Origin of the sequence: Lonsdalea britannica, from assembly GCF_002111595.1 — a bacterium.
In the GTDB taxonomy this organism is placed as follows: Bacteria; Pseudomonadota; Gammaproteobacteria; order Enterobacterales; family Enterobacteriaceae; genus Lonsdalea; species Lonsdalea britannica.
In genome coordinates this window covers 271,592-288,476 of record NZ_LUTN01000003.1, presented here as the reverse complement: position 1 = coordinate 288,476, position 16,885 = coordinate 271,592, and the positions used below count along the sequence as shown (strand labels likewise).

Annotated in this window: 12 protein-coding genes and 4 pseudogenes; 14 read left to right on the top strand and 2 right to left on the bottom strand. The window is 58.5% G+C overall.

Annotation, left to right across the window (positions count from 1 at the left end; genetic code table 11):
- Positions 1-3: 3 nt before the first annotated feature.
- Positions 4-1,272: a translesion error-prone DNA polymerase V subunit UmuC gene (gene umuC, locus AU509_RS04235; protein ID WP_085651881.1), complete on the top strand. Its 1,269-nt coding sequence runs from the start codon at positions 4-6 to the stop codon at positions 1,270-1,272.
- Positions 1,273-1,296: 24 nt separating this feature from the next.
- Here the strand turns inward: umuC and AU509_RS04230 are convergent, their stop codons facing one another.
- Positions 1,297-2,112: a Cof-type HAD-IIB family hydrolase gene (locus tag AU509_RS04230; RefSeq protein WP_085651882.1), complete on the bottom strand. Its 816-nt coding sequence runs from the start codon at positions 2,110-2,112 to the stop codon at positions 1,297-1,299.
- Positions 2,113-2,434: 322 nt separating this feature from the next.
- Between AU509_RS04230 and yghX the strand changes: the two are divergent.
- Positions 2,435-3,321: pseudogene (gene yghX, locus AU509_RS04225) on the top strand (YghX family hydrolase).
- On the opposite strand, the gene AU509_RS04220 reads toward yghX, so the two are convergent.
- Positions 3,309-4,283: a LysR family transcriptional regulator gene (locus AU509_RS04220; protein WP_094117723.1), complete on the bottom strand. Its 975-nt coding sequence runs from the start codon at positions 4,281-4,283 to the stop codon at positions 3,309-3,311. The pseudogene yghX and the gene AU509_RS04220 overlap by 13 nt on opposite strands.
- Positions 4,284-4,645: 362 nt before the next feature.
- Between AU509_RS04220 and AU509_RS04215 the strand changes: the two are divergent.
- The 12 genes and pseudogenes from AU509_RS04215 to AU509_RS04165 all read left to right on the top strand — a co-directional run bounded on the left by AU509_RS04215 (position 4,646) and on the right by AU509_RS04165 (position 16,685).
- Positions 4,646-6,141: pseudogene (locus AU509_RS04215) on the top strand (UbiD family decarboxylase).
- A gap of 9 nt (positions 6,142-6,150) precedes the next feature.
- On the top strand, positions 6,151-6,735 hold the full coding sequence (locus AU509_RS04210; protein WP_094117722.1) for a UbiX family flavin prenyltransferase: 585 nt from the start codon (positions 6,151-6,153) through the stop codon (positions 6,733-6,735).
- A 46-nt stretch (positions 6,736-6,781) separates the two neighbouring features.
- Entirely contained in the window at positions 6,782-7,498 is a 717-nt protein-coding gene (locus AU509_RS04205; RefSeq protein WP_094117721.1) for a DUF554 domain-containing protein, read from the top strand.
- Positions 7,499-7,554: 56 nt separating this feature from the next.
- Entirely contained in the window at positions 7,555-7,986 is a 432-nt protein-coding gene (locus tag AU509_RS04200; RefSeq protein ID WP_094117720.1) for a PNPOx family protein, read from the top strand.
- A gap of 52 nt (positions 7,987-8,038) precedes the next feature.
- Positions 8,039-8,604: pseudogene (gene idi / locus AU509_RS04195) on the top strand (isopentenyl-diphosphate Delta-isomerase).
- A 249-nt stretch (positions 8,605-8,853) separates the two neighbouring features.
- Positions 8,854-9,378 (top strand): PadR family transcriptional regulator, encoded by a 525-nt coding sequence (locus AU509_RS04190; protein ID WP_162896350.1) that lies wholly within the window; start codon positions 8,854-8,856, stop codon positions 9,376-9,378.
- A gap of 44 nt (positions 9,379-9,422) precedes the next feature.
- Positions 9,423-9,866 (top strand): O-methyltransferase, encoded by a 444-nt coding sequence (locus AU509_RS04185; protein ID WP_254901511.1) that lies wholly within the window; start codon positions 9,423-9,425, stop codon positions 9,864-9,866.
- An 83-nt stretch (positions 9,867-9,949) separates the two neighbouring features.
- The gene (locus AU509_RS18475; RefSeq protein WP_254901510.1) at positions 9,950-10,072 is read left to right on the top strand and encodes a hypothetical protein; all 123 of its coding nucleotides are present in this window, start codon (positions 9,950-9,952) and stop codon (positions 10,070-10,072) included.
- 99 nt (positions 10,073-10,171) lie between these two features.
- Positions 10,172-11,293 carry an efflux RND transporter periplasmic adaptor subunit gene (locus AU509_RS04180; RefSeq protein ID WP_085651892.1) on the top strand — a complete coding sequence of 374 codons (1,122 nt, stop codon included), beginning with the start codon at positions 10,172-10,174 and terminating at the stop codon, positions 11,291-11,293.
- Positions 11,293-14,400, top strand: a complete 3,108-nt coding sequence (locus AU509_RS04175; protein ID WP_094117719.1) for an efflux RND transporter permease subunit — start codon at positions 11,293-11,295, stop codon at positions 14,398-14,400. Before AU509_RS04180 ends, AU509_RS04175 begins: the two co-directional genes overlap by 1 nt.
- A gap of 15 nt (positions 14,401-14,415) precedes the next feature.
- A pseudogene (locus AU509_RS04170) lies at positions 14,416-15,806 on the top strand (efflux transporter outer membrane subunit).
- A gap of 90 nt (positions 15,807-15,896) precedes the next feature.
- Positions 15,897-16,685, top strand: coding sequence for a siderophore-interacting protein (locus AU509_RS04165; protein ID WP_094117718.1), 789 nt, complete (start codon positions 15,897-15,899; stop codon positions 16,683-16,685).
- Positions 16,686-16,885: the final 200 nt, after the last annotated feature.

Here is a 16,885-nt window from a genome sequence, read left to right as displayed (position 1 = left end):
TGTATGTTTGCGCTGGCCGACGTCAATGCGTTTTACGCCTCCTGCGAAACCGTGTTTCGCCCCGACCTGAAAGGCAAACCGGTGGTGGTGCTGTCCAATAACGACGGCTGTGTGATCGCGCGCAACGCGGAAGCCAAGCGGCTGGGAATTCCGATGGCGATGCCCTACTTCCAGATGCGTCAGCGGCTCCGGGAACAGCAGGTCGCCGTCTTCACCTCGAACTATGCGCTCTATGCCGATCTCAGCGCCAGAGTCATGACCACGCTCGAAGCGCTGGCGCCGCGCGTCGAGATCTACAGCATCGATGAAGCGTGGATGGATATCACGGGGATTGATGTCACCTTGTCGTTTGAACAGTTCGGCCGACAGGTCAGAGAAGCCGTCTACGCCACCACGGGCCTGACCGTCGGCGTGGGCATGGCGAAAACGAAAACGCTGGCCAAGCTGTGCAACCATGCCGCCAAGCGCTACCCCGCGACCGGCGGCATCGTCGCGCTCACACACCCGATTCGGCTACAAAAACTGATGTCGCTCACGCCGGTGGAAGATGTCTGGGGCGTCGGCAGAAGAACAACGCGCCGGCTGCATACGCTGGGTATCACGACCGCGCTCGATCTGGCACGCTCGCCGACGTCGTTTATCCGCAAGCACTTCAGCGTAGTGATGGAACGTACCGTCCGAGAACTGCGCGGCGAACCCTGCATTGAGTTTGAGGAGGAGACGCCGACGAAAGAGCACATTGTCTGCAGCCGCTCTTTTGGCGTCCGCATCACCCGTCAGGAGGAGATGCATCAGGCCGTCTGCCGCTATGCGGAACGCGCCGCGGAAAAGCTGCGCGCGGAGAAACAACTCTGCCGGCAGGTCGCCATCTTCATACGGTCGTCGCCCCACGCGCACAATGAGATCTTCTATGCCAACAGCGCCAGCGAACAGCTGCTGTCGGGCACGCAAGATACGCGGGATATCGTGGCCGCCGCCGTGCGCGGTCTGGAAAGAATCTGGAAGGACGGGCCCCGTTACATGAAAGCCGGCGTCATGCTCAACGATTTCTCACCGCTGCACCGCACCCAGCTGCATCTCTTTGATGACAATCCGCCCCGGGCCAACAGCACGGCGCTGATGAACGTTATCGATAAAATTAACCACGAAGGATCGAGCAAAGTCTGGTTTGCCGGTCAGGGCATCTCTCCGACGTGGCAGATGAAAAGAGAGATGCTGTCTCCCGCCTACACGACGCGCTGGAGTGAGCTGCCCGTCGCCAAAATTGCCTAGACGGGCTTCTTCACAGGGAAGCGATTACTGCGGGTCGAACGGCGCGCTGCGGGTTAATACCCGTTCGATGACATTGAGCGCGCCTTCTTCTTGGTTGCTTTCGGTATGGTACTTCGCCACTTCGCGGATTTTAGGCTGAGCATTCGCCATCGCCACGCCGAATCCCGCCTGCCGTAGCATTTCCTCGTCGTTGCCGCTGTCGCCGATCGCCACCACTTCGTCATTCCCGATCTGCCAGCGTTGCTGCAACAGCGCGATCCCATGGGCTTTATGGACGCCAGGAATAATCAGATCGACAAAACCGAATCCGCTGGACACCGGTTTGACGATGCCGTCCAACGCATGTCCAATGTGCTCCATCAACGCGGGGATCTGATCGTCCGGCACGCTAAGCGAGAACTTGAAGATCGTGTCCGTCAGGCCGTCAAAGTCGTCACGCTGTTCGATGCGGTAATAGTGTTTGCCAATCAGTTGCAGGAAATCATCGGTGGAAGACGCATAAACATAGGCGCTGTCTTTGCCGCAAACCACGAACTGGATGTAGGGGATCGCGGACAGCACCTCAATCACCTTACGTACATCCGCAGGCGCGAGTTCGCCGCAGAAAATCGGTTGGCCGTCGGTGACCACATACGCGCCGTTTTCGGCCACGAAGGCAATTTCGTCGCGAATGTCGGGGAAGAAAGAGAGGAGCTGATAGTACTGATTACCGCTGGCGACGACGAACCGAATGTCGTCTTGTTTCAGCTGCGCGTACTGCCTGGAAAATCGGGTTTTGTTGAACTGCTTATCGTTGTTGAGAAACGTACCGTCCATATCAACTGCAATCATTTTTATCATACATCACGTCCCCGGATAGAAAGGTATCACTGCGGGTTTAGTGTATACAAAACCCCTCTACACGCAATCGGCCAGACAGGGTGCAGAACCGGACGCGACGGCCTGTTGAAGGGGTGACAGGCACGACTGAACGGTGAAAAAGCTTTTCAAATCTTTACACCTTGTTAACCAGGAGTCGCCGCGCGTCGTTCCCCTTGGATACCGGGCTTGGTGAGGGGTTGAAGCGTGATTTGACGAAGAAAAAGCGCGGCGTCGGCACTCTCGACATCCGTTAACCTTCTGTTAAATTAAAGTTCAAAACATGGACAGAAGGAGCGCATGAATGACCCGTCTTACCGCAAAAGATTTTCCGCCGGAGCTGCTCGAACTGTATGACTACTATGCACACGGCAAGATCACCAAACGCCAGTTCCTGGAGAAAGCCGCGAAATACACCGTCGGCGCCTAACGGCGGTCGCCTTGCTTGGTTTGATGAGCCCCAACTATGCGCTGGCACAGCAGGTGGAGTTTACCGATCCGACCATTTCCCCGTCCTATATCACCTACCCTTCTCCCAATGGTCACGGCAAAGTGCGCGGCTATCTGGTTCTCCCTGCGGGAGCGAAAGGCAAGCTGCCGGCCGTGGTGGTCGCCCATGAAAACCGCGGTCTGAACCCGTATATCGAAGATGTCGCACGTCGCGTCGCCAAGGCGGGCTTTATCGCGCTGGCGCCGGATGGACTCAGCTCCGTCGGCGGCTATCCCGGCAACGACGACAAGGGTCGCGAACTCCAGCAGCAGGTCGACCCGACCAAGCTGATGAACGACTTCTTCGCCGCCGTGGAATTTCTGCTAGAGGACGAGCGCACTACCGGCAAGGTCGGGATCACCGGCTTCTGCTATGGCGGTGGCGTGGCGAATGCCGCCGCCGTGGCCTACCCGGAGCTGGCGGCAGCCGTGCCTTTTTACGGCCGCCAGCCGAAAGTCGAAGACGTGCCCCGCATCAAAGCGCCGCTGCTGATCCACTACGCCGAGCTGGATACGCGGATCAACGAGGGGTGGCCCGCCTATGAGGAAGCGCTCAAGGCGAATAATAAAACCTATGAAGGCCACATCTATCCCGGAGTTAATCACGGTTTCCATAATGACTCCACGCCGCGCTACGACAAGGCCGCAGCCGATCTCGCCTGGGAGAGAACCCTTACCTGGTTCCGCCGTTATCTAGCCTGAGTGTTGTCCGTCGACGTCGGTGATACGGCGTCGACGCTTTCTTCCCAACGCATTTCCTCGCGGGCCCAGCCCCCCTCAGTGAACGGATAACCGTCCTGAATAATCTCCATCAGTTCCTGCATATGAGGCGTGGCGGACATTTTGACCATCGCGGGGAAAAAAACCTGCGGCGACGGAAAAACGTCGATGACGTGGCAGTGCCGCAGCCGGTCGCGGTCCACTTCCGATGAGGGCAACAGCGTCGCGGCTTCCAGACCGGATTCCAGCCAGTCGAGAATGACGCCGGGTTGAGTCACATGCATCATCACCTCCGGATCGACGCCGCCCTTGCGAAAGTGATCCAGCAGGCTTTCATAGGTGCCGGGATCGCGCGCCCGATGCAATAACAGCAGCGGCCAGCGGCCCACATCGAGATAAGGGAAAGGCCCCTCTGGTTTTTCCGGTAGCAGCGCCTTGTTGACGACCGCTACCAGCCGCACGGGGTCAAACGCCAGGCAGGCGAATCCTTTGCAGTGATAAGGTTTTTGGATCAGCGCAATATCAATTAAGCCGTCGTTAAGCGACTGTTCGAGATGACTGGAATCTGAAACGGAAATATTTAATATCACCGCCGGATTACGTCGATGTAATTCTAAAAACAGCGGTTTGAAATAACATTGAAACAAATGCGACAGACCGATCTTTAATACTTTATTTTCTTTATTGGCAATGGAAATGGTTTCACGCGAGGTATTTTCAATCAATCGCAATATTTCGCAGGATTTTTTATACAGATAAAAGCCGGCTTCCGTGGGCTCAATTTTTTTTGCCGTCCGTACAAAAAGGGAGACGTTTAATTCCTCTTCCAGTTCATGAATCCGTTTGCTTAACGGCGGCTGCGCCATATTGAGCTGCCTCGCGGCCTGGCTAATGGAACCCTCTTCCACCACCTTACAAAAATACTTGAGTCTTTTCAGATCCATACTAGCCTCTTCATACGGACAGGAATACCGACCATGCGACCATAGAGTTCAGCTTATCATAAATGGAATCGTTCGATTTTGTAGCGGGATCGCAATTGTCATGAATAGATAAGGCCGCTCGGATAGCCGTGATTTAATTGTTGCCGGCATGTTACATCGCATCAAATGAAGATATTCCTGCTTGCCTGATGTCCGTATTATTGACATCACACTTCGAATTCATCCGGCAAATAAATATTGAGCGTGAGTGAGGTAGATCGCTTTGATATGAGCGCTACTACTTAAATGGTATTTGTCGGGACGGTAACGCAGTCATATATTTTTCCCAGCCAATAGATTGCCTTTCCATAAGGAGCGTCATTATGTCTCACGTTAAAAATAAGCCGGAAAATCAGGTCCACGATCTGCGTTCCGCGCTGGCGTTACTGAAAACGCTGCCGGGCGAACTGGTCTCTACCGACGTAGAAGTCGATCCTCAGGCCGAACTGTCCGGCGTTTATCGCTATGTTGGCGCGGGCGGCACCTGTATGCGGCCGACGCGCAAAAACGGCCCGGTCATGATCTTCAACAACATTAAAGGGTTCGATAATGTCAGCGTAGCGATCGGCCTCAACGGCTCCCGCAAACGCGTCGGTCACTTCCTCGGTTGCGAGCCGGAACGTTTGGGACACCTGCTGAAAGACTCGGTCCAGCATCCCATTTCACCGGTCAGAGTCCATGATGACAACGCTGTGTGTCAGGAAGTGGTTCATCTGGCGAGCGACGCCGGTTTTGACCTGCGCACCCTGCTTCCCGCGCCGACCAACACCGCCGAAGACGCCGGTCCTTACGTCACCATGGGACTGTGCTACGCCTCCGATCCCGATACCGGCGAATCCGACATTACCATTCACCGCCTCTGCGTGCAGAGCCGCGACGAGCTATCCATGTGGCTGACGCCCGGCCGTCATATCGATGCCTTCCGCCAGAAAGCGGAAGCGGCGGGCAAGCCGTTGCCCATCTCCGTCAGCATCGGCGTCGATCCAGCCATTGAAATCGCCGCCTGCTTCGAGCCGCCGACAACGCCGCTCGGCTTTGACGAACTGAGCGTCGCCGGGGCGCTGCGCGGCCATGCCGTCGAGCTGGTGAAATGTAAAACCATCAACGAATACGCTATCGGCCACGCCGAAATCGTCATCGAAGGCGAGCTGCTGCCGGATGTGCGCGTCCGTGAAGACCAGAATACCGACACCGGGAAAGCCATGCCGGAATTCCCAGGCTACACCGGCGGGGCCAAAGCCGCGCTGCCGGTGATTAAGGTGAAAGCCGTCACCCATCGTCACCATCCGATCTGGCGCACCACCGTCGGTCCCGGCGAAGAACACGTCAACATGGCGGGGATTCCTACCGAAGCCAGCATTCTGGACATGGTCAACCGGGCGATGCCGGGCAAGCTGCTGAATGTGTTCGCTCACTCGGCGGGCGGCGGCAAGCTGCTGGCGGTGATGCAGTTCAAAAAATCCTCGCCGGTGGACGAAGGTCGCCAGCGTCAGGCTGCGCTGCTGGCATTTTCCGCGTTTCCGGAATTGAAGCACGTGATTCTGGTGGACGAAGACGTCGATATCTTCGACAGCGACGATGTGATGTGGGCGATGCAGACCCGCTATCAGGCGATGTCGATACCGTCTTCATCCCCGGCGTACGCTGCCATCCGCTGGACCCGTCGCAGGTGCCCGAATACAGCCCGTCGATTTTGCAGGAAGGCATGTCCTGTAAGACCATTTTCGACTGTACCGTGCCGTTCGCCCTCAAACCGCACTTCGAGCGTTCGAAGTTCCAAGAGGTCGACGTTAAACGCTTCCTGCCAGACTTCGAATAAGGGGGCAAGATGACCACCCGACGTATTATCGTAGGCATCAGCGGCGCATCGGGCTTTCAATATGGCGTGAAGGCGCTTGAGCTGTTGAAAGCACAGGATGTGGAGGTTCATCTGGTGGTCTCCGCGGGCGCAGAAAAAACCTGCGCCCTGGAAACTGACTACAGGATAGAAGCGGTGATTGCGCTGGCAGATGTGGTACACGAGTGTAAAAATCTCGGCGCGTCGATTTCCAGCGGATCGTTCAAGACGCTGGGCATGCTGGTCGCGCCCTGCTCCATGCGATCGCTGGCCGCCATTGCCCACTGTCTGACGGATAATCTGCTGACGCGCGCCGCGGACGTCGTGCTCAAAGAGCGCCGTCAGCTGGTGCTGATGGCGCGGGAAACGCCCCTGAATCTGGGGCACCTGCGCAATATGCAGCAGGTGACGGAAATGGGCGGCATTATCTTTCCGCCCGTCCCGGCGCTGTACCAACGCCCGCAGACGCCGGATGACATCATCACCCACAGCGTGGGACGCGCGCTCGATTTGTTTGGTCTTGAGGTCAACACATTGCCCCGCTGGGGAGACAATTCAGTCAACACCAGGCCGTAGACGTGCTACGGCATAAAACTGAAAAAAATAACAAGGATAACGAGAAATGCTAATCGGACCTTATGTGAACGGCGCGGCTATCGTGGTCGGCGGCCTGCTCGGCGCGCTCATCAGCACGCGGCTTCCCGAGAGAATTAGAACCGCCTTGCCCCTGACGTTCGGCCTGTGCTCCGTGGGCCTTGGGATCATGCTGATCATCAAGGTGAAATTCATGCCCGCCGTCGTGCTGGCCATGATCCTCGGCGCCATTCTGGGCGAGCTGTTGTACATCGAAAAAGGCATTGGGAAAGCGGCGGGCACCACGCGTGGGCTGATCGACCGCATTTTCCCCGCCGTGGAAGGCATCTCCCACACCGAATTCACGGATAAATTCGTCGCGATCCTGGTGCTGTTCTGCGCCAGCGGCACCGGGATTTTCGGCGCCATGCACGAAGGCATGACCGGCGACCCATCGATTCTGTACATCAAGACGGCGCTGGATCTGTTTACTTCGGCCATCTTCGCTACGCTATTGGGGTATGCTGTCATCACTATCGCGATCCCGCAGCTGCTCATTCAGCTTGGGCTGGCGATGCTAGCCGCGATGATCCTGCCGCTGACAACGCCCGATATGATGGCGGACTTCTCCGCCGCCGGCGGGCTCATCATGCTGGCAACCGGGTTAAGGATCAGCGGCATCAAGCTGTTTCCCGTCGCCAATATGCTACCGGGACTGTTTCTGGTCATGCCGCTCTCCCATCTATGGTCTACCTACATCGCCTGATGTATGACCTGCGGGCCCGGTGTCGATGACCGGGTCCACGAATAAAGAGACGAAAGATGCAACCATTACCGACTTCCGCCGCGACGTTTATTGAACATCATCATGTGTTGTCGCTGACGACGCTGGACGAAGACGGCCTGTGGAGCGCCAGCTGTTTCTATGCGTTCGATGCCGCCAATGCCAGCCTGATCGTCCTGTCCAGCAGCAGTACGCGCCACGGCGGCGCGATGGCGTCCGGCGGACAGGTCAGCGGCACCATCAGCGGCCAGCCTGAAAAAATTCGCGACATCTGCGGCATTCAATATCTGGCCTCGGTCAGCCTACTCTCCGGGAGCGAACGGCGCGACGCGCTCAGCCTCTACGTGGCCCGCCATCCCATTGCCCGCCTGAAACCCCTGACGGAAGTTTGGCGGCTGGCGCTGCAGACGATAAAGTTTACCGACAATGCTACCCTGTTTGGCGCGAAGGAGCATTGGTCGCGGGAATGACCCCGCCGCCTGACCGCCGACAGTATGAATACCAGAAGTCTTGAGGAAGCCTATGACTACCCCACCGGAACACGTCGTGTTGCTGGACGCCGACAGAAATCCCATCGGTACGATGGACAAAAGCGTGGTGCATACCCATAACACGCCCCTGCATCTGGGCTTTTCCAGCTATTTGTTCACCTCCGACGGCAAGTTTCTGACCACACGCCGCGCCTTGGGTAAAAAGGCGTGGCCCGGCGTCTGGACCAACTCGGTGTGCGGTCATCCTCAGTTGAATGAAAAACGGGAAGATGCGGTCAGTCGCCGCTGTCGCTACGAGCTGGGCGCGGACGTGGCGCGGATCACGTTGGTGGATGACGAATTCAGCTACTGCGTCACCAGCGCCTCCGGCATTGTGGAGAATGAGTATTGCCCGGTGTTTATGGCGGTTCTCGCCAGCGACCTCGCGCCGCGCGCCGATGAAGTGCTCGACTACCGCTGGGTGGATCTGAGCGACCTGATCGACGCCGCGACCAAAACCCCGTGGCGTTCAGCCCGTGGATGGTGCAACAGCTCGCGCATCCGGCGATTCGACGCCGCCTGTTGGCGTTCGTCGCTTCGCTGACGACGCCGGCATAATCACCGTCAGCACAGCGTGAGTGAAAGGCGATTTGTCGACACTCGCGTTTGGGTTATCGTCCTGCGGCAGCGCGTTTTACAAGCGATAAATACGCGCTCGCCGGGGCAAAGAAACGATTGGACATACAAACAAACACGCCGCTTTCACTTCATTACGCCCCGATGTCACGGCGCGTATTGACGCTTATTTCCCCCAAGATATATCTTAGCAAGACAGCAAAAACTGAATAATTTTCGCGCAAAATGAGCATGAAAAATTCGACGTCTCACCAAGACGGTGTCAGCGAGAAACGCCCGCAACGATCATGTAAACGAACGAAGGTGTTCAATCGGCAGGAGCTGATTCTGCTAATTTTATATCTGACCCGTATTAACCCGACTCATGGCTATGAAATTATTCGTTCGATGGAGGACTACTCCCAGGGCGCCTATGTCCCCAGCCCGGGGGTGATATATCCGCTTTTGTCCTCGCTGGAGGCGGAAGGACTGGCCACCGTGCATGAAGCAGATAACGGCAAGAAACAGTTCGCCATCACGCTGAAAGGTAAGAAATATCTTGATAAGCAAAATGTGAATTTGCTGACAACGCTAGGAAAGTTAAAAGCGCTGGTTTTAACTCATAATCCCCAGAGGATTCAGAGCATCGACGATGCGCTTGAAAATTTGAAGAGCTGTATAAGAAAAAAATTACACCACAGAGACCTGAGCTCGGATGAAGTTAAACAAATAAGGGATGCCATTGAAACCGCAGCGCGGACGATTGACTCACGTTGATGCCGAGCTGCTTTTAACTTAGCGAATGACACAGGCCTACAGGTATGACATTAGACTCATTCAACCACGTCAATACGATTAGCGACCCCAAAATCCTTGCCGTCATTGACAGACTGAACCGCAACCGGGCTTTCCCTTCAGCCGACACCTCGCCAGCCACGATGGCCAACGCACCGGAAGACTTCACCGACTACGGTTTCTCCATTCACCCCACGCAGGGGGAACTGATCTATCTACTCTGCCGTTCACTGCGGGCGACACGCGTTGTCGACTTCGCCACCTCTATCGGCATGTCCGCGCTCTACTTTGCGGCCGCCATGAAAGATAACGGTCACGGCAAAGTCATCGGCGCTGAACTGGTGCCGGAAAAAGCGGCCACCGCGCAGCGACATCTGGCCGAAGCCGGATTGTCCGACTACGCCGATATCCGTGTCGGCGACGCGCGGGAAACGCTCCGGGATCTGGGCGGCGATGTCGATTTCGCCTGATCGACGGTTGGCCCTCTACGCGCGGCGTTTCGCTGGCGCGCGACATCATCGAAGTCGTCGCGCCGCAGCTGCGGGTCGGCGGCATGGTGCTTAACGATAACGCCGAGCCGGACTTTCTCGACTATATCCGAAATCCCAGCAATGGATTTATCTCCGTCAGCCTGCCCATCAAGGGCAACACCGAGCTGGCGCTGAAGGTCCGTTAACGTTGTCGTCGCCCAAACCGCGTCGACAACCCGAAACCTAAATTTCTTTTAAGACTTTGCCATCACCGAATTCATCTCGCCGAAATACGGGGAAACGCTATGCAGTTACGCATGTTATGCCTTTTGACATTGATAGGTTTGAGCGGTTGCGACAACAGTCAAACGCAAACCGAAAGCGCCGCGCCGACCGAAGTCGGCATCGTGACGTTGAAACCCACCACGTTTACGCTGGAAAGCGAATTAACCGGCCGCACCGCCGCGACACTGACGTCTGACGTCATCCCTCAGGTCGGCGGCATTATTCAAAAGCGTCTGTTTACCGAAGGCGATGAGGTGAAAGCCGGTCAGCCGCTGTATCAGATCGACCCCTCCAGCTATAAGGCGACCTACGATCAGGCCGCCGCCGCGTTGCAGAGCGCCAAGGCGCTGGTTTTGTCCGACTGTCTGAAAGCCAAACGCTACGCCGGGCTGGTCAAAGAACAGGGCGTGTCGCAGCAGGATGCGGATGATGCCCGTTCCACCTGTGAGCAGGACAAGGCCAGCGTACTGGAGAAAAATGCCGCGCTGGAAAGCGCCCGCATCAACGTGCAGTGGACCACGGTGACGGCGCCTATCGCCGGACGCATCGGTATTTCCAGCGTTACGCCGGGGGCGTTGGTGACCGCGCAGCAGTCTACCGCGCTCACCACGATCCGTGCGCTGAACACGATGTATTTGGATCTGACCCGTTCCAGCGCCGACCTGCTGCGCCTGCGCAAACAGGCGCTGGCGACCAACAGCGATACGCTGAACGTGACCCTGACGCTGGAAGACGGAACGGTCTACCCGCATAAAGGGCGTCTGGAGCTGACGGAAGTCGCCGTCGACGAATCCACCGGATCCGTTACGCTGCGCTCCGTGTTCCCCAACCCTGACCACGTGCTGCTTCCCGGCATGTTTGTCCGCGCGAAAGTGGATGAAGGCGTGATGCAGGACGCCATACTGGCGCCCCAGCAGGGCATTACCCGCGACGTGAAAGGCAACGCGACGGCGTTGGTCGTGACGGCCGACAACAAGGTGGAACGTCGCGCCGTCGTGACGGCGGAAGCCACCGGCAGCGATTGGTTGATTACCAGCGGTTTGAAAAGCGGTGATCGCCTGTTGGTGGAAGGCAGCGACAAGGTCGCGGTAGGCAGTACGGTTAACCCCGTCGAAGTGCAACTGACGGGAGGCGCTAACTGATGTTCTCCCGCTTCTTTGTGCGACGCCCGGTCTTCGCCTGGGTGATCGCGATACTCATCATGATGGCGGGGCTGATGTCGATCCGGACGTTGCCGGTGGCGCAGTATCCCGACGTGGCTCCGCCTTCCGTGCGCATCAAAGCGACCTACACCGGCGCTTCCGCGCAAACGCTGGAAAACAGCGTCACCCAAATCATCGAACAGCAGCTGACCGGGCTGGACAACCTGCTCTACTTCACCTCCACCAGCAGTTCGGACGGCGAAGTCGAAATTCAGGTGACCTTCGCTCAGGGCACCAACGCCGACACCGCGCAGGTGCAGGTCCAGAACAAGGTGCAGCAGGCGGAGTCTCGGCTACCGTCTGAGGTGCAGTCCGCCGGGATCACCGTCACCAAGTCCCAGTCCAACTTCCTGCTGATCATGGCGCTGTATGATAAGACCGACAAAGCCACCAGTTCGGATATCGCCGACTGGCTGGTCAGCAACATGCAGGACCCGCTGGCGCGCGTCAGCGGCGTCGGCAGCCTGAGGGTGTTCGGTTCCGAATACGCCATTCGCATCTGGATGGACCCCAATAAACTGGCGTCCTACAGCCTGATGCCGTCGGACGTCGAGTCGGCGATTGAAGCGCAGAATATCCAGCTGTCCGCCGGGAAAATCGGCGCGGAGCCCTCCTCCGCCGATCAGCAGTTGACGGCGACGGTGCGCGCGCAGTCGCGCCTGCAAACGCCGGAGCAATTCCGCAATATCATCGTCAAAAGCGAGTCTAACGGCGCCGTCGTACGTATCAGCGACGTCGCCCGCGTCGAAATGGGCAGCGAAGACTACACGTCGTCCTCCCGACTCAACGGCCATCCTTCCGCCGGTATCGCCGTCATGCTGGCGCCGGGCGCCAACGCGCTGGATACCGCAGAGTTAGTAAAAGCCAAAATCAACGAATATAGCCACAGCATGCCGGAAGGCTACGAGATCGCCTATCCGAAGGACAGTACCGACTTCATCAAGATTTCCGTCGAGGATGTGGTCAAGACGCTGATCGAAGCGATCGTGCTGGTCATTATCGTCATGTACCTGTTCCTGCAAAACCTGCGGGCCACGCTGATCCCGGCGCTGGCGGTGCCGGTGGTGCTGCTGGGGACGTTTGGCGTTCTGGCGCTGTTCGGCTACTCGATCAACACCCTGACGCTATTCGCGATGGTGCTCGCCATCGGCCTCTTGGTGGATGACGCCATCGTGGTGGTGGAAAACGTCGAGCGCATCATGCGCGACGAGGGGCTCCCCGCCCGCGCGGCCACCGAAAAATCGATGGGCGAGATATCCGGCGCGCTGATCGCCATCGCGCTGGTGCTTTCCGCCGTGTTCCTGCCGATGACCTTCTTCGGCGGTTCGACCGGGGTGATCTACCGCCAGTTCTCCGTCACCATCATCTCCGCCATGGCGCTGTCCGTCGTGGTCGCGTTGACGCTGACGCCCGCCCTGTGCGGCCTGCTGCTGAAACACAGCAAACCACATAAGAAAGGCTTCTTCGGCGGCTTCAACCGGTTCTACGCCCGCACGCAAAAGGGCTACAGCCATCGCGTGGTCTCCGTGCTCCGCCGTCCGCTGGTCATGCTGATCGCGTTCGCCGCCATCGTCGCGCTGATGATCTTGTTCCTCTGGCGCTTACCCAGCAGCTTCCTGCCGAACGAGGATCAGGGACAGATCATGGTGCAGTACACCCTGCCGGCGGGGGCGACGGTTAACCGGACCAACGCCGTCAACAAACGCATCACCGACTGGTTCCTCAAAGAGGAAAAAGACAACGTGAGCGTCATCTATACCATCACCGGCTTTAACTTCAGCGGGAGCGGTCAGAACGCCGGGATGGCCTTCGTCGCGCTGAAAAACTGGGACGAACGCCCCGGTTCGAGAAATACCGCACAGGCGATCGCCAACCGCGCGATGAAAGCGCTGTCCACCGAACGCGACGCCCGCATCTTCGCCTCCACGCCGCCGTCGGTACAGGGGATGGGCCAGACCAGCGGCTTTACGTTTGAGCTGCTGGCCGACGGCAGCACCGAACGCGCCAAACTGATGGAGCTGCGCAGTCAGCTGCTGAAGCAGGCGGGCGCCAGCGCGGAACTGAAGTCGGTCCGCGCCAACGACCTGCCGCAGATGCCGCAGTTGCAGGTGGATATCGACAATAGCAAGGCCGTCGCGCTGGGACTGACGCTGAGTGACGTGACCGATACGCTGAGCAGCGCCTGGGGCGGGACGTACGTCAACGACTTCATTGACCGCGGCCGCGTCAAAAAAGTCTACATCCAGGCCGACAGTCCGTTCCGTTCTAAACCGTCGGACTTGAATAAGTGGTATGTCCGCAGCAGCGACGACAGCATGGCCCCGTTCTCCGCTTTCGCCTCGACGAGTTGGACCTACGGTCCGGAAACCCTGACGCGCTATAACGGTTCCGCCTCGTTCGAGATCACCGGGGAAAACGCCGATGGCGTCAGCTCCGGCGACGCGATGAACAAGATTGAAGCCATTGCCTCGCAGCTGCCCTCGGGGTCAACCTGGGCCTGGAGCGGACTCTCTCTGCAAGAGAAACTGGCGAGCGGTCAGGCGCTGGGTCTGTACGCCATTTCCATTATGGTGGTGTTCCTGTGTCTGGCGGCGCTGTATGAAAGCTGGTCGGTGCCGTTCTCCGTCATCATGATCATTCCGCTCGGGATCTGCGGCGCCGCGCTGGCCGCCCTGCTACGCGGCTTGAGCAACGACGTTTACTTCCAGGTGGCGCTGTTGACCACCATCGGGCTGTCGTCGAAGAACGCCATCTTGATAGTGGAGTTTGCGGAATTGGCGGTCCGGCAAGGCAGTTCCCTGAGCGCCGCGGTACTGTCGGCAGCCAAAACACGTCTGCGGCCGATCATCATGACGTCGTTGGCATTTATCGCCGGGGTCATTCCGCTGGCGCTGGCCACCGGCGCCGGGGCCAACAGTCGTATCGCGATCGGGACCGGGATTATTGGCGGAACGCTGACGGCCACGCTGCTGGCGATCTTCTTCGTGCCGTTGTTCTTCGTCCTGGTGAAACATTATTTCACCCGTCGCCATGACGTTCAGGAGTAATTCATGTTTTATCGAATGAGTCTTCTCTCACTGTCCCTGCTGCTCGCGGGCTGTATTTCTCTCGACCCGGACTATCAGCGGCCCGCCGCGCCGGTCCCCACGACCTGGCCGGGCGCCACGACGCAGACCGGTCAAGCCGCCGCCTCCCCCGAAGCGGTGCTGACCGACTGGCAGCACGTCATGAACGACGCCCGTCTCAAAACCGTCGTGGAACGGGCGTTAGCCAGCAACCGCGATTTGCAAAAAGCCATAGCGGATATTGAAGCCGCCAGAGCGCTCTACGGCGAGGAGCGCGCCAGTCTGTTCCCGACGCTGAATGCCGAACTGAGCCACACCCGTAGCCGAACGATCGACTCCGGCGTGAGTAGCAGCAGCGAAGCGCAAGGCGCGGTCAGCAGCTTTGAAATCGACCTGTTCGGCCGCAATCGCAGTCTCTCGCGGGCAGCACGGGAAACCTGGCTGGCCAGCGAGGCCACCGCGCAGAATACGCGGCTGACGCTGATTGGCGAAACCACCACGGCGTGGATCACGCTGGCGGCGGATAAGAGCAACCTGCAGCTCGCCAAAGATACGATGGAGAGCGCGGCCAACTCCCTGCACATCACCGAGCGGCGGATGGCGGCGGGCGTCGCCGCGGCGACCGACGTCAGCGATGCAATGACCGTCTATCAGTCGGCGCGCGCCAGCGTCGCCAGCTATCAGACGCTGGTCGCACAGGACATCAACGCCCTGAACCTGCTGGTGGGCGAGACCGTGCCGGAGAACCTGCAACCCGTGCCGCTTGACCAGCTCAACGACGGCGCCATCGCGCTGGTGCCGGCCGGCGTCTCCTCCAGCGTGCTGTTACGCCGACCGGACGTACAGGAAGCGGAATACAGTCTGAAGAGCGCCAACGCGGATATCGGCGCCGCGCGCGCCAACTTCTTCCCTACGGTGTCGCTGACCGCCAGCGCGGGCGTTGGCAGCAATTCGCTGTCCAATCTGTTCAGCCACGGCGCCAATATCTGGTCGTTTGCGCCCAGCGTGACCCTGCCGCTGTTTACCGGGGGCAGCAATCTGGCGCAACTGCGGTATGCTGAAGCAGAGAAAAAAGGCTCATCGCTTCCTATGAGAAAGCGATCCAAAGCGCCTTTAAAGATGTGGCCGATGCGTTGGCGCGTCGTCAGACGCTGTCGGAACAGCTGGACGCTCAGCAGCAGTATGTGGCGGCGGCGCAGCGCAGTTTCACGCTGGCGCAGCGAAGCTATCAGTCCGGCGTGGGCGATTATTTGAACGTCCTGACGGCGCAACGCACGCTGTGGTCGTCCCAGCTGGAGCTGATCGCACTGCGTCAAACCGACTTCAATAACCGCATCACGCTGTGGGAGTCGCTGGGCGGCGGCGTCAGCCCTACCACGGAACAGTAACACCTGAGGCGACGGTCTCCGTCGCCCTATCCGTTCACGATCGGGCGCGACGCCCGGTCTGTTATCCATTGATTGAACGCAGGGTAAACCATGACAACAGAATCCTCGACATCCCGGCTGCCTACCCGTGTACGCCTGCCGCTGGTGTTTCGTAAACTGACGGTGAAAACCACCTCATGCCTTCCCGGTCCGTTCCAGCGTATCGTCTTCACCGGCGATGACCTCGACGGTTTCAATAGCCCCGGATTCGACGACCACGTAAAGCTGTTCTTCCCCGACCGCGTCACCGGCGAGCTTCATCTTCCGAAGAACGGTCCTGACGGCCCGATCTGGGGCGATGTGCGCCCGGCCAACCGCGACTACACGCCGCTCAAGTTCGATGCCGCGGCGCGTGAGCTCACCATCGACTTCTATCTGCACGCCAACGGCGTCGCCTCCGAGTGGGCACGGGCGGCAAAAGCGGGAGACGTGATCGGCCTGGGCGGTCCGCGCGGCTCGATTCAGATCCCGGCGGACTATGCCTGGCAACTGCTGATCTGCGATGAAACCGGCATCCCGGCGCTTCTGCGTCGACTTCAGGAACTGCCGGATGCCACGCGCGGCGCGGTATTTATCGAGAGCGAAGAGAATCAGGCGCGTCCCTCTATTCCGGTTAAAAGCGGCATGACGCTGGAATGGATGACGCGGGACGGCAATGAGGATGCCCAGAAATTCATCGCCGCGGTGGATCGATTGTCGCTCCCCAAAGACGACTACTTTGTCTGGGCCACCGGCGAGAACCACAAAATGTTCACGTTCAAAAACTATCTGACCGGTCCTCTGGGGCTCGACGAGGACTATGTGCGCGTCGTGGCTTACTGGAAGCAAGCGGCCGAATAACCTCAAGCCCCTTTCTTCGCCGATAGACAGAATGCAAGCGCGCGATACGGCGCGCTTCATCGCTTTTTCTCGCCAGTATTGACCTCATTGCGTCTTTTCGCGCGCGTCTCCCGACGGGGACGTTCGGTCAGCAAGCATTTAGGAATTTTCCTTTCCGTCCTCTCCTCACGTCCCTCCTGTCCGTGCTCTCATCAGAAATC

Bases quoted from the DNA above. Each gene is read 5' to 3' on its own strand.
- umuC (WP_085651881.1), top strand. From the start codon at position 4: ATGTTTGCGCTGGCCGACGTCAATGCGTTTTACGCCTCCTGCGAAACC.
- AU509_RS04230 (WP_085651882.1), bottom strand. From the start codon at position 2,112: ATGATAAAAATGATTGCAGTTGATATGGACGGTACGTTTCTCAACAAC.
- AU509_RS04220 (WP_094117723.1), bottom strand. From the start codon at position 4,283: ATGGATCTGAAAAGACTCAAGTATTTTTGTAAGGTGGTGGAAGAGGGT.
- AU509_RS04210 (WP_094117722.1), top strand. From the start codon at position 6,151: ATGACCACCCGACGTATTATCGTAGGCATCAGCGGCGCATCGGGCTTT.
- AU509_RS04205 (WP_094117721.1), top strand. From the start codon at position 6,782: ATGCTAATCGGACCTTATGTGAACGGCGCGGCTATCGTGGTCGGCGGC.
- AU509_RS04200 (WP_094117720.1), top strand. From the start codon at position 7,555: ATGCAACCATTACCGACTTCCGCCGCGACGTTTATTGAACATCATCAT.
- AU509_RS04190 (WP_162896350.1), top strand. From the start codon at position 8,854: ATGAAAAATTCGACGTCTCACCAAGACGGTGTCAGCGAGAAACGCCCG.
- AU509_RS04185 (WP_254901511.1), top strand. From the start codon at position 9,423: ATGACATTAGACTCATTCAACCACGTCAATACGATTAGCGACCCCAAA.
- AU509_RS18475 (WP_254901510.1), top strand. From the start codon at position 9,950: ATGGTGCTTAACGATAACGCCGAGCCGGACTTTCTCGACTATATCCGA.
- AU509_RS04180 (WP_085651892.1), top strand. From the start codon at position 10,172: ATGCAGTTACGCATGTTATGCCTTTTGACATTGATAGGTTTGAGCGGT.
- AU509_RS04175 (WP_094117719.1), top strand. From the start codon at position 11,293: ATGTTCTCCCGCTTCTTTGTGCGACGCCCGGTCTTCGCCTGGGTGATC.
- AU509_RS04165 (WP_094117718.1), top strand. From the start codon at position 15,897: ATGACAACAGAATCCTCGACATCCCGGCTGCCTACCCGTGTACGCCTG.